Origin of the sequence: Maritimibacter harenae (assembly GCF_009882975.1) — a bacterium.
GTDB classification, from domain to species: domain Bacteria; phylum Pseudomonadota; class Alphaproteobacteria; order Rhodobacterales; family Rhodobacteraceae; genus Maritimibacter; species Maritimibacter harenae.
In genome coordinates, this window is the sequence record NZ_WTUX01000010.1 from 421601 (window position 1) to 433483 (window position 11883).

Genomic DNA, 11883 nt, shown 5'->3' on the forward strand with positions numbered 1-11883 from the left:
CCGCCGGGACGCCGGCCTTCCATGATCCGGGCGTGTCACCGAGGAGGAAACCGATGCGATTCATTGCGCTGTGCCTTGCCTGTCTCGTCGCTGCATCCCCCGCGCTCGCGCAGGACGGGTGGAGCTTTCGGCAGGATGAGACGGGGACGGTGCGGGCCGCGACCTGCCCGGTGAACGACGACGAGACGGGCAATTCCCTGTGCCTGTCGCTGGGCTGCCGGCAGGGGCAGCCCCTGGGGTGGCGCGTCACGATGGCGGGGGGCGACCTGCCCGATCCGCTCGACGTCGAGATCCTCGTCGACGGCGCGCGCGCCGGGGCGCTGACCTTGACGCAGGTGCCCTCGGAGGTGCCGTTCGATTTCGTGGCGAGCGTCGATCCGGACCGTGACGCCGACCTGATCCAGACCCTGCGCGCCGGACGCGCGGCGACCCTGCGGCTCGGGGATGGGGCGGGGCAGGTCGAGCGGCCGATGTCGCTGTCGGGCAGCGCCAACGCGATTGCGTCGGTGCAGGCGCAATGTCCTACGCGTCCCGCGCTGGTGACCGATCCCGAGGCCGAAGTCGCCGCCCGGCTCGCGGCCGAATGTGCCGAGATCGACGGCGAGCTCGAGATGCTCGACGGCTTCGCGCGGCGCGCCGACCTCGACGCGGACGGGCGCGAGGACATGGTGCTGGAATACGGCGCGGCGCTGTGTTCGACGGCGCTGTCGCTCTACTGCGGCTCCGGCGGCTGCGCGACCGACATCTACCTTGCGCGCGACGGTGGCTATCTCCGCGCCTGGTCCGACGTGATGCGCGGCGTGGTGGACGAGCCGGGGGCGCCGCGGGTGGCGCTTTCGGTGCACGGGTCGGCCTGCGGCAGCGTCGGGGCCGATGCCTGCGTGCTGCGCGTGGACCTGTCGGGTGATGTGCCGCGCGTGGTCGAACGGGTGAGCGGGCCCGATGCGACCGCGCTGCTCGACGATCTCTACGAACAGGCGAAGACGCCCTGACGCGGAGCCCGGCGCGGCGATCTCTGCTTCAGGTCAGCCGTAATGCGCCACTGGCGTCCCCGCGATCGCCGACACGTTCAGGAGCCCGCGGGCGGTGATCGACGGCGTGACCACGTGGGCCCGGTTGCCCATGCCCATCAGGATGGGTCCGACCTCGAGCCCGCCGGCCTTCATCTTGAGCGTGTTGCGGATGCCGGATGCCGCGTCGGTGTTCGCGAAGACCAGCACGTTGGCCGGCCCCTCGAACCGGGCGCCCGGGAACATGCGCTCGCGCACGTCCACGTCGAGCGCGCTGTCCACGTGCATCTCGCCCTCGTAGGGGAAATTGCGCGGCTCGCTGTCGAGAATGTCGAGCGCCGCGCGCATCCGCCGACCGGTGTCGCAATCGAGGTTGCCGAATTGCGAGTAGGAACACAGGGCGATCTTGGGCTCCATGCCGAAACGGCGCACGTGGCGCGCCGCGCCGCAGACCGTCTCGGCGATCTGTTCCGGGGTGGGTTCCGGGTGCACGTGGGTGTCGGCGATGAAGAGGGGGCCGTCCTGCAGGATCATCAGGCTGAGCGCGCCCACGGGGTGGTATTTCTCCGCCCCGCCGCCGAGGATCTCGGAGACGTATTTCAGGTGCCACAGGTACTGCCCGAAGGTGCCGCAGATCAGGCTGTCGGCTTCGCCGCGATGCACCATCACGCCGCCGATGGCGGTGGTGTTGGTGCGCATGACCGCACGGGCGATGTCCGGGGTCACGCCGCGCCGGGCCATGATCCGGTGATAGGTTTCCCAGTATTCGCGGTAGCGCGGGTCGTCTTCGGGGTTCACCACCTCGAAATCCTCACCGGGCTTCAGCGGAAGCCCCGCACGGGCGAGCCGCGTGGCGATCACCTCGGGCCGGCCGATGAGGATCGGGGCGTCCGTGGTCTCTTCCAGCATCGCGTTGGCCGCGCGCAGCACGCGCTCGTCCTCGCCCTCGGCGAAGACGATGGTGCGTTCGGCGGTCGCGGCGGCGTCGAAGACCGGGCGCATGATGAGCGCGGAGCGGAACACCGACTGGTCGAGCCGGTCCTTGTACTCCGCGACGTCCGCCAAGGGGCGGGCCGCCACGCCGGACTCCATCGCGGCCTTCGCCACGGCGGAGGCGACGACACCCATCAGGCGCGGATCGAAGGGTTTCGGGATCAGGTAGTCGGCCCCGAAGGAGAGCTGTTCGCCCTTGTAGGCCGCCGCGGCCTCGGCGCTTGTCGTGGCGCGGGCGAGCGCGGCGATCCCCTCGATGCAGGCGATCTGCATCTCGTCGTTGATCTCGGTCGCGCCCACGTCGAGCGCGCCGCGGAAGATGAACGGGAAACACAGGACGTTGTTGACCTGGTTGGGGTAGTCCGAACGCCCCGTGGCGATGATGGCGCCGGGGGCCACGGCGCGCGCGTCGTCCGGCATGATCTCGGGCGTCGGGTTGGCGAGCGCGAAGATGATCGGCCGGTCCGCCATCGCCTTCACGTGGTCCTGGGTCAGGACGCCCGGGCCGGAAAGCCCGAGGAACAGGTCCGCGCCCTCGATCACTTCGCCCAGGGCGCGCAGGTCGGTGTCCTGCGCGAAGGCGGCCTTCTGCGGGTTGAGGTCATCGCGTCCGGTGTGCACCAGCCCGTCGATATCGCACAGCCAGACGTTCTCGCGCTTCACGCCCAGCTTCAGAAGCATGTTGAGGCAGGCGATCCCGGCGGCACCGCCACCCGTGGAGACGACCTTGATGTCCCCGAAGGACTTCCCCGCGACGCGCAGCGCGTTGGTGGCGGCGGCGCCCACGACGATGGCGGTGCCATGCTGGTCATCGTGGAAGACGGGGATGTTCATGCGCTCGCGGCAGATCTGTTCAACGATGAAACAATCCGGTGCCTTGATGTCCTCGAGGTTGATCGCGCCGAAGGTGGGGCCCAACGAACAGACGATGTCGGCGAGCTTCTCGGGGTCGCTCTCGTCGATTTCCAGGTCGAAACAGTCGATGTTGGCGAATTTCTTGAAGAGCACCGCCTTGCCCTCCATCACCGGCTTGGAGGCCAGTGCCCCGATGTTGCCGAGCCCCAGGACCGCCGAGCCGTTCGACACCACCGCGACCAGGTTGCCGCGCGCGGTGTAGCGCGGGGCGGTCAGCGGGTCGGCCTTGATTTCAAGACAGGCCTCGGCCACCCCCGGGGAATAGGCCAGCGCCAGGTCGCGCCCGTTCGCCATCGGCTTCGTCGCCCGGATTTCAAGCTTTCCGGGTTTCGGATACTCGTGGTAGTCGAGCGCGGGGTGGCGGGGATTGCTGCCGGTATCGTCGGGCATGGCGGGCTCCTTCCCGGAGATAGTTTAACGCTAAACCAATTTTCCTCGCGCGGGGCTTAGCCGATCACGCGGGGTCAAGGCAAGCGTAAGCGCGATTCGCCTTGCGTGTGCAGTGCATATCTACAAACTGGACCATACGGTCAAAGGAGGCGCAGGTGGCGGAAAAAACGCTGATGGAACTGGCGAAAGAGGTTCGTGGCAACGCGCATGCGCCCTATTCGGGGTTCAAGGTCGGGGCCGCGCTCCGTTCGGCCAGCGGCCGGGTCCACCTCGGTGTGAATGTCGAGAACGCGGCCTACCCGGAAGGCACCTGTGCCGAAGCGGGGGCGATCGCCGCGATGATCGCGGCGGGCGACACCGAGATCGCCGAGATCGCGGTGGTGGGCGACGCACCCGCCCCGGTCACCCCTTGCGGCGGCTGCCGCCAGAAGATCGCGGAATTCGCGCCGAAGGGCACGACGGTCACGATGGGCACGACGGACGGGGCCGAGCTGGTCGCGACCATCGAGGAGCTCATCCCGTACGCCTTCGCCAAGGCGCAGATGGAGGGCGGATGACACGCGCGTTTCTCGTGGTGCTGGATTCGGTCGGGATCGGCGGTGCGCCGGATGCGGCGTCTTTCTTCAACGACGGCACGCCCGATACCGGGGCCAACACCGTCGGCCACATCGCCGAAGCCTGTGCCGAGGGCCGGGCGGACGAGGGCCGCGAGGGGCCGCTGAGGCTGCCAAACCTCGACCGCCTCGGCCTGGGCATGGCGGTGAAGCTCGCCTCCGGGATGGTCGCGCCGGGCCTCGGGGCCGACCCTGGGGGCGCCTGGGGCGCGGCGACGGAGGTTTCGAAGGGCAAGGACACGCCGTCGGGCCATTGGGAGCTTGCGGGCGTCCCCGTGCCCTTCGACTGGACCTACTTCCCGGACACCGAGCCCGCCTTCCCGGAGGACGTCACGCGGGCGATCTGCAAGGCCGCCGGCACCGACGCGATCCTGGGCAACAAGCATGCGAGCGGGACCGTGATCCTCGAGGAGCTGGGCGCGGAGCATGTGCGCACCGGCCTGCCGATCTGCTACACGAGCGCCGACAGCGTGCTTCAGATCGCCGCGCATGAAGAGATCTACGGGCTTCAGCGGCTCTACGACCTGTGCGAAGCGATCGCGCCCATGCTGCACGAAATGCGCGTTGGCCGGGTGATCGCGCGGCCCTTCGTGGGGGATCCCGAAAGCGGGTTCGAGCGCACCATGAACCGTCGCGACTTCGCGCTGGCGGCCCCCGCGCCGACGCTTCTCGACTGGGTCGTGGGCGCGGGCCGACCGATGCATGCCGTGGGCAAGATCGGCGACATCTTCGCCCATCGCGGCGTGACCGACAACGCCAAGGGCGCGGACGAGGACCTGATGGAGGCGCTGGTCGCGCTGGGCGACACGGCGGAAGATGGCAGCCTCACCTTCGCGAATTTCGTGGAGTTCGACTCCAAGTATGGCCACCGGCGCAACGTGGCGGGCTATGCGCGCCACCTGGAATGGTTCGACGCGCAGCTGCATCGCTTCTTCGACAACCTGCGCGACGGGGATCTCGTGATCTTCACCGCGGACCACGGCAATGACCCGACCTGGATGGGCACCGACCACACCCGCGAACGGGTGCCGGTCCTGTGCCACGGGATCGGGACGCGCAAGCTCGGGCAAGTGGCCTTCGCCGACGTGGCCGCGAGCGTGGCCGATCACCTCGGCCTGGACGAACGCGGGGCAGGGAGCTCGTTTCTGTGATGCTCGACGAAGAACTCGCCGACGCGATCCGACGCATGCCGAAGGTGGAACTGCACCACCACATCGAGGGCGCCGCGCCCCCGGCCTTCGTGCGCGGTCTGGCCTCGGAGAAGGGCTTGGACGTTTCCGATATTTTCGACCCGTCTGGCGCCTATGAATACGCGGATTTCTTGCAGTTTCTCAATGTCTACGAGCAGGCCGTGCGCCCGCTCCAGACCCCCCGCGATTACGCCCGGCTGACCCGCGCCGTGCTCGAGGAAGCCGCGGCGCACAACGTCGTCTACCTCGAGACCTTCGTCTCGCCCGACTTCTGCGGCGGCGGCGACGTGGGTGCGTGGAAGGAATACGTCCACGCGATCCGGGAGGCGGCCGCCGAGGTGCCCGAGACCGACCTGCGCATCGTCGTGACCGCCGTGCGCCATTTCGGCGCGGACAAGGCGCGCGCCGCCGCGCGCTGCGCGCAGGAGGCGGCGGGCGATTTCGTCACGGGCTTCGGGATCGGTGGCGATGAGAACGCGGGCCACCTGTCGGACTTCACCTACGCCTTCGACGCGGCGCGCGAGGCGGGGCTGCGGCTCACCGCCCATGCCGGCGAATGGGGCGGGCCGCGATCGGTGCGCGACGCGATCGAACACCTCAAGGTCGAGCGCATCGGCCACGGCGTCCGCGCCGTCGAGGATCCGAAGCTGGTCGAGTACCTGGCCGCTGCCGGCATCGTGCTCGAGGTCTGCCCGCAATCGAACGTGGCGCTGGGCGTCTATCCCTCGACCAGGGCCCACCCGATCGACAAGCTGCGCGACGCCGGCGTGACCGTCACCGTGTCCACCGACGACCCGCCCTTTTTCCACACCACCATGACGAAGGAATTCGAGGAGCTGGCAACCGCGTTCCACTGGGGCGTTGACGATTTCCGGCGTCTCGGGCTAACCGCAGCGGATGCGGCCTTCTGCGACCCCGACACACGCGCGGCCCTCAAGAAACGACTGGAGACTTTCGATGCCTGACCACCTGACCGTCGTCAAACACCCGCTGGTTCAGCACAAACTGTCGATCATGCGGGAGAAGGAAACGTCGACGGCGGTGTTCCGGCAGCTTCTCAAGGAAATCAGCCTGCTCCTGGCCTACGAGGTCACGCGCGACCTCTCGATGACCACCAAGACCATCGAGACGCCTCTGACCACGATGGAGGCCCCGATCCTCGCCGGCCGCAAGCTCGCCCTGATCTCGATCCTGCGGGCGGGCAACGGGCTTCTCGACGGGATGCTGGAACTGATCCCATCCGCCCGCGTGGGCTTCGTCGGCCTCTACCGTGACGAGGAAACGCTCAAGCCCGTGCAGTACTATTTCAAGGTCCCGGAACTCATGGGCGAGCGCACCGTGATCGCGGTCGACCCGATGCTGGCGACCGGCAACAGCTCGGCCGCGGCGATCGACCTTCTCAAGGAGGCAGGCGCCACGGACATCCGGTTCCTGTGCCTGCTGGCCGCCCCCGAAGGCGTCGCGCGGATGAAGGAAGCGCACCCGGACGTGCCGATCGTGACGGCCGCGCTCGACGAGAAGCTCAACGAAAAGGGTTACATCGTTCCGGGCCTCGGCGACGCGGGCGACCGCATGTTCGGCACGAAATAACCTGTTTCCAAGGTCTTGCGGCGATATTGCGGCGCGGCCACTGGACAGGTGAAAGCCCATCGGTCATGCTGATCCCCATATATATAGTGTTGGGGGACACTTGATGAAAAAGATTAGCTTTCTGAGCGCCTTGGTCGCTGCCGCAACCCTCGCCACCAGCGCGAGTGCCATTACACTGCAACAGGGCGCCAAGCCCCGCGAAACGCCGCCGTCGGGATATTCCGGCGATGTCTACGTCGACAGCCGCGGCTGCGCCTATGCCCGCGCCAACGTGGGCCAGGCCACGAACTGGGTCCCGCGCCTGACCGCCAACCGAAAGGAGGTGGTCTGCGGACTCACGCCCACCTTCGCCGCCGGGAATGCCCGCGCGCCGCGTCCGCCGGCGCCGATCGCGCCGCCCGAGCCTGCGGAGATGGAAGTCGCCGCGGCCCCCGCGACCCCCGAAACCGCCCCCCGGGCCCCGGAGCGCGAGGTCACGACCCGACCCCGCCAGGCGGCCTTCCAGACAACCTCGCTCTTCGACGATCTGCCCACGCCCAGCCCGGCCCCGGAGCCCACGAACGTCTCCCCGGGCCACAACGACGTGGAAGAGGCGGAAGACGGCAATCGCCGCATGACCGTGACCTGCCCGGCCACCCGTGGCTCGGCCCGCGTGAAGATCGGGGGCACCACGGTGAACGTGAACTGCGGCACCTCGGCCACCCAGCCGCGCGTCTACCGTGTCCAGCACGAAGGCGGCGCGACGACCGAGATCGTGGCCTCGCCCGCCCCGGTGGTGATGGCCCAGGCGCGGCAGATCCACAGCTACGGCGACTATCGCCCCGCGGTGACGGTGGTGCGCGTGCCGCGTGATCCCAACCGCGTGGTGATCAACCACCCGACCTACGAGGTGCCCGCGGCCTCGGCGAATGGGCGCTACCTGACGACCGCGCCGCGCCTCACGATGGAAGACGCCAACATCCAGAGCACCTACCGCGTGCCGCACGCGGGCGAGAGCTACCAGGCCTACGTCGCCGACAAGGCGCGCGCGATGGAAGAGGCCGGGGTGCCCTACAACTACGGCGAAGAGCTCGAGGCGAAACCGCTGCCGTCTCCTTACGAGAACTTCCACGAGCGCCATTATCACCGCGCGCCCCGCGCGACGACGACCGAGCCCTATTCCAATCCGCCGGCCGGTACGCCCACGGCGACGGCGGTGCCCGAGGGCTACCGCCCGGCCTGGGAAGACGGGCGGCTCAACCCCCACCGGGGGCCGCGCACGATCCAGGGGGAAGTGGACCAGAGCCTCGTCTGGACGAACACCGTCCCGCGCCGCCTGGTCTCGCAATAGGCGCCACGCCGATACGGCACTTCGGAAAGACCCCGCCCACCGGCGGGGTTTTTCATGTCCCGCAGATGCTTTGCAGGCTCACCCAGTCGTCATCGGGAAGAAGCGGCTCGGCCACGGCCACAGGCACCGGGTCCGCCTCGATCAGCGGCAGCGTGCGCTCGCCCGAGGCGTCCACGGCGAAGGCATAGGGGGTGGAACGGATGCGCGCGGCCTCGAACAGGGGCAGAAGGGCGGTGGGGCGGAGTTCCTCTTGCGGGGTGGTCAGAAGATGACGGGCATGGGCGTCGAGCACCGCGTCCGACAGCGTGCCGGTGGTCAGCATACGCATCGTGGCCCAGAGCCCCGCCCGGTCGAGCAGTGCCTGCATCGGGTCCGTGCGCGTGGCCCGGAGCGCCTCGGCCAGGAGGTAGCCCGCGGCCGCGTCCGGCTCGTCATGCGACTCGATCAGCGCGGCATCGAGCAGGATGATCCGGCCCGGCAGATGCTCGGCCCCGTCCACCCCGTCCTGCAGGACGTGCAGGCGCGGCGCGTCCGGCCCCAGCACGCGCGTGCCCAGCCGGTTCAGCGCGGCACGCCCCCGCGGCGTCTCGCAGGGCGCGCCCGCAATGGTCTGGATCCGGGTGAAAAGCTGCTGGCCCACCGCCGCGCGCGTCTCGGGCGGCAGGAGCGCCGCCGTCTGCCGGGTCAGCGCCCCGGGCAGCCACGTGACGGCCAGCAGCAGGAGCACGAGCGCGACCGTCGCGGTCAGGGCGAAACGCAACCGCCCGCTGCGTGGCCGGCGCCGGGCGATCGCCTTTCGCACCCGCTCGATCGCCGCGATCATGTCCTCGTCGGCGATCTCGAGATGCTCGGTCTCCTCGGGATCCTCGGACGGCGCGTATTCCGCGGGCCGCTGTCCGGGGTTGAGCCTGTGGACGGCGGCCAGCGACCAATGCGCCAGCGCCCGCTCGGCCATGTCGCTCAAGGTCAGCGTCGCATCCCCGATCGACACGATCACATCCACCCGCTGGGCACCGGGATCGGCGCGCCAGAGGCCGGAGGCTTCGAGCCGGTCGTATTCTGTGAGGGCCGTCATCGTGGCCAATCGCTGCTCGTCATGAATTGCGCGGCAGGATAGCCAGCGCCGGACCATTTGGAAAGACGCTGTCAAGCAGAGCGCGCGTGCCGCGCGCGCAGGTCATGCGCCGCCCCGCGTGTGCCACGCGGACCGGCGCGGGCGGGGGGCCAGCCCCCCGCGCCATGGCTTTGCGGGCAAAGCCATGCCGTCCCCCCGAGGTATTTCGAAAAACGAAGAAGGAGGGTGGGGCGCGGTCATGCCCTTCTCCGGTCGACAAATATCCTGGAGGGGGTCCGGGGGAGGTGAAACCGCCCCCGGCGTTTCGGCCGGGCGCCTTCAGAGGTGAAAGCGGCGTTTGACCAGGAGCAGGAGACCCGCGATCACCGCGACGAGGACGTAGTCGATCAGCGGAATGCGCGCGACTTCCTCGAGCCGGGTCCAGCCGCGCTCGGAATAGACCGCGAGCGTCGCGCCCACGACCGCGACGCCGATGATCCAGCGCGTGGCCCGCGTGAGCCCGAGGCCGTGCATCTGGGTGATCACCACGAGGGCGGCGAAGCCGAAGGCGAACATCGGCCAGAAATCCTGGCCCGCCACCAGCGCGACGATCACGCCGTGGATCAGCACCGTGCCCTCGAGTGCGAAGGTCCACCACCGGTTGGTGTGCACGCGGGTGAAGATGAAGCTTGCCTGGATGAAGAGCAGGAACGTGTACAGGAAGCCGAGCACGTGGCCCCAGGTCGTCTCCATCGGGTGGTACCAGTAGGTGAAGGTCACCGCCCAGGCGAAGTAGTAGCCGTGGGTGCGCACGAGGAGCGGGCGGGTGGCCGCGAACCAGCCCTTGCCGACCCCGAAGAAGAGCCCGCGCCGCGGCGCCTCCATCAGTAGGATGATCACGAGCACCAGCACGACGGAGCCCTGCGAATACATCACCGGCACGTCCTGAGCGAGCCCGTCGTAGAACAGCGCCGTCTGTGCCGCGTGGAGGGCGGCGAAAACGGCGGTGCCACCGAGCGCCACCCAGTTCAGCGGATGCATCGTCGTTCGGTCGCGCAGGCGGTCGCGGTTCTGCTGCGCCCACCAGATCAGACCCCAGAGAAAGACCTGGTGTGCCAGGTAACCGCCCCAGGCCGTGGCCCGGCTCAGCACATCCGGGTCGGGGCGCTTCCACAGGTACCAGTTGTAGCCCTGGTCGGGCGGGAACTCTACGTGCGAAAGTGCGGGCCCCAGCGCGAAGATCGCGAGCGAGGCGGCGAAGGCGAGGAACACCGAGACGGCGAAGGGGCGGGCGATGGCGCGGGGCATTGTGGCCTGAAGCTTTTCCATGACTACGCCACGGCGCGCCTTCGGGATCAACCGCGGGCCCGGGTCTGCCCAAATTCCGGGCAGCGGCCTGTTTGCCCGGCATGTCCGGGCCCGGGATATTTGCGTCACGGCCCTGCCTTGCCTAGAACCGAAGCAGTCGCCTTGCCGCCCCGGGGTCGCCCCGGCAGCGTGAGGCCGGGCAGGGCGCAGGTCTGGGCATGAACTACGACAAGATCGACAAGAAGGCCCGCAAGGTGCTCCAGGGCAACGACCGGGGGCTCTACACGGTGCCGACCAAGGGGCTCTATCCCTACCAGTGGAACTGGGATTCCGCCTTCGCGGCCTGGGGCTTTTCCGTCTTCGACCCGAAACGCGCCTGGGCCGAGCTCGAGACCCTGTTCCAGGGCCAGTGGGACACGGGGATGGTGCCCCATATCGTCTTCCACAAGCAGAGCTTCGGCTATTTCCCCGGCCCGGACGTCTGGGGCATCGACCGGGTCCCGCATACCTCGGGCATCAGCCAGCCACCGATCGCGGCCACGATGGCGCGCGCGGTCTACGAGGCGGACAAGCATTACGGCCGCGTGCACATGGAGCTTCTCTATGGCCGGCTGGTGAGCTGGCACCGCTGGTGGATGAAGAACCGGGTCGAGAACGGCATGGTCTGCATCACCCACCCCTGGGAAAGCGGGCGCGACAACGCGCCCGACTGGGACGCGGCGCTGATCAACGTGGATACCAGCGAGGTGGGCGAATACCACCGTTCCGACACCGATCATGTCGACCCCTCGATGCGGCCCTCCAAGCTCGACTACGACCGCTACGTGGCGCTCGTGCAGCTTGCGCGGGCTGCGAAGTGGGACGAGGCCGAGATCGCGCGCACGAGCCCCTTCCGCGTCGCCGACTGCGGCATGACCTTCATGTTCCTGCGCGCCTGCCGCGACCTTTTGCACATCGCGGCCGAGTTCGACATGGGCACCGAAGAGATCGAGGGATGGATCTACGATCTCAAGCAGGGGGTGAAGGCGCACTGGAACGAGGCGCGGGGGCATTACGACAGCGTCAACATGCGTACCGGGGCCTTCACCAACACGCTCAGTTCGGCGAGTTTCCTCAACTGGTACGCAGGTATCCGCGACGACCGGCAGTTGAAGCACCTGCACCGGATCCTGGACGAGGTGCAGTTCGGCATCCCCTCGCTCGACCCGAAGGACGCGAAGTTCGACAAGCTGCGGTATTGGCGCGGCCCTGTCTGGGGGATCATGAACACGCTGATCGGCCTGGGGCTGGCGGAGACCGGGCATACCGTGCTGGCCGAGCGGCTGCGCAAGGACACCCAGAAGCTCATCGCCGAGCACGGGTTCTACGAGTATTTCTGCCCCATCGACGGCGGGTCTGCCGGGGGCGGGGCCTTCACCTGGACCGCCGCGATCTGGCTCACTTGGGCCAGCCCGCACGCCAAGGGGCGGTTCTGAGGCGTCAGGCACGT

10 protein-coding genes are annotated in these 11883 nt (G+C 68.7%); 7 read left to right on the forward strand and 3 right to left on the reverse strand.

Going from position 1 to position 11883, the window contains the following annotated elements; all coding sequences use genetic code 11:
* Positions 1 to 53 precede the first annotated feature (53 nt).
* Positions 54 to 992: a hypothetical protein gene (locus GQE99_RS06300; RefSeq protein WP_161350733.1), complete on the forward strand. Its 939-nt coding sequence runs from the start codon at positions 54 to 56 to the stop codon at positions 990 to 992.
* Positions 993 to 1025: 33 nt separating this feature from the next.
* Here GQE99_RS06300 and GQE99_RS06305 read toward each other — a convergent pair whose 3' ends face one another.
* Positions 1026 to 3308: an NADP-dependent malic enzyme gene (locus GQE99_RS06305; protein WP_161350734.1), complete on the reverse strand. Its 2283-nt coding sequence runs from the start codon at positions 3306 to 3308 to the stop codon at positions 1026 to 1028.
* Positions 3309 to 3463: 155 nt separating this feature from the next.
* Between GQE99_RS06305 and GQE99_RS06310 the strand changes: the two genes are divergently transcribed.
* The 5 genes from GQE99_RS06310 (at position 3464) to GQE99_RS06330 (ending at position 8032) form a co-directional block, all read left to right on the forward strand.
* A complete protein-coding gene (locus tag GQE99_RS06310) occupies positions 3464 to 3865 on the forward strand; it encodes a cytidine deaminase (RefSeq protein ID WP_407943785.1) in 402 nt (133 codons plus the stop codon).
* Complete coding sequence (locus GQE99_RS06315; protein WP_161350735.1) at positions 3862 to 5073, forward strand: phosphopentomutase; 1212 nt, start codon at positions 3862 to 3864, stop codon at positions 5071 to 5073. Before GQE99_RS06310 ends, GQE99_RS06315 begins: the two co-directional genes overlap by 4 nt.
* On the forward strand, positions 5073 to 6077 hold the full coding sequence (locus GQE99_RS06320) for an adenosine deaminase (protein WP_161350736.1): 1005 nt from the start codon (positions 5073 to 5075) through the stop codon (positions 6075 to 6077). Before GQE99_RS06315 ends, GQE99_RS06320 begins: the two co-directional genes overlap by 1 nt.
* Positions 6070 to 6702, forward strand: coding sequence for a uracil phosphoribosyltransferase (upp, locus tag GQE99_RS06325; protein WP_161350737.1), 633 nt, complete (start codon positions 6070 to 6072; stop codon positions 6700 to 6702). The genes GQE99_RS06320 and upp overlap by 8 nt, the downstream gene beginning before the upstream one ends.
* Before the next feature lie 103 nt (positions 6703 to 6805).
* Positions 6806 to 8032, forward strand: coding sequence for a hypothetical protein (locus GQE99_RS06330; protein WP_161350738.1), 1227 nt, complete (start codon positions 6806 to 6808; stop codon positions 8030 to 8032).
* A gap of 52 nt (positions 8033 to 8084) precedes the next feature.
* Here the strand turns inward: GQE99_RS06330 and GQE99_RS06335 are convergent, their stop codons facing one another.
* A complete protein-coding gene (locus tag GQE99_RS06335) occupies positions 8085 to 9107 on the reverse strand; it encodes a hypothetical protein (protein ID WP_161350739.1) in 1023 nt (340 codons plus the stop codon).
* A 318-nt stretch (positions 9108 to 9425) separates the two neighbouring features.
* The gene (locus tag GQE99_RS06340; protein WP_235917124.1) at positions 9426 to 10415 is read right to left on the reverse strand and encodes a hypothetical protein; all 990 of its coding nucleotides are present in this window, start codon (positions 10413 to 10415) and stop codon (positions 9426 to 9428) included.
* Positions 10416 to 10612: 197 nt separating this feature from the next.
* On the opposite strand from GQE99_RS06340, the gene GQE99_RS06345 reads away from it, so the two are divergent.
* Positions 10613 to 11869 (forward strand): MGH1-like glycoside hydrolase domain-containing protein, encoded by a 1257-nt coding sequence (locus tag GQE99_RS06345; protein ID WP_161350740.1) that lies wholly within the window; start codon positions 10613 to 10615, stop codon positions 11867 to 11869.
* Positions 11870 to 11883: the final 14 nt, after the last annotated feature.

Bases quoted from the DNA above. Each gene is read 5' to 3' on its own strand.
- GQE99_RS06300 (WP_161350733.1), top strand. From the start codon at position 54: ATGCGATTCATTGCGCTGTGCCTTGCCTGTCTCGTCGCTGCATCCCCC.
- GQE99_RS06305 (WP_161350734.1), bottom strand. From the start codon at position 3,308: ATGCCCGACGATACCGGCAGCAATCCCCGCCACCCCGCGCTCGACTAC.
- GQE99_RS06315 (WP_161350735.1), top strand. From the start codon at position 3,862: ATGACACGCGCGTTTCTCGTGGTGCTGGATTCGGTCGGGATCGGCGGT.
- GQE99_RS06320 (WP_161350736.1), top strand. From the start codon at position 5,073: ATGCTCGACGAAGAACTCGCCGACGCGATCCGACGCATGCCGAAGGTG.
- upp (WP_161350737.1), top strand. From the start codon at position 6,070: ATGCCTGACCACCTGACCGTCGTCAAACACCCGCTGGTTCAGCACAAA.
- GQE99_RS06330 (WP_161350738.1), top strand. From the start codon at position 6,806: ATGAAAAAGATTAGCTTTCTGAGCGCCTTGGTCGCTGCCGCAACCCTC.
- GQE99_RS06335 (WP_161350739.1), bottom strand. From the start codon at position 9,107: ATGACGGCCCTCACAGAATACGACCGGCTCGAAGCCTCCGGCCTCTGG.
- GQE99_RS06340 (WP_235917124.1), bottom strand. From the start codon at position 10,415: ATGGAAAAGCTTCAGGCCACAATGCCCCGCGCCATCGCCCGCCCCTTC.
- GQE99_RS06345 (WP_161350740.1), top strand. From the start codon at position 10,613: ATGAACTACGACAAGATCGACAAGAAGGCCCGCAAGGTGCTCCAGGGC.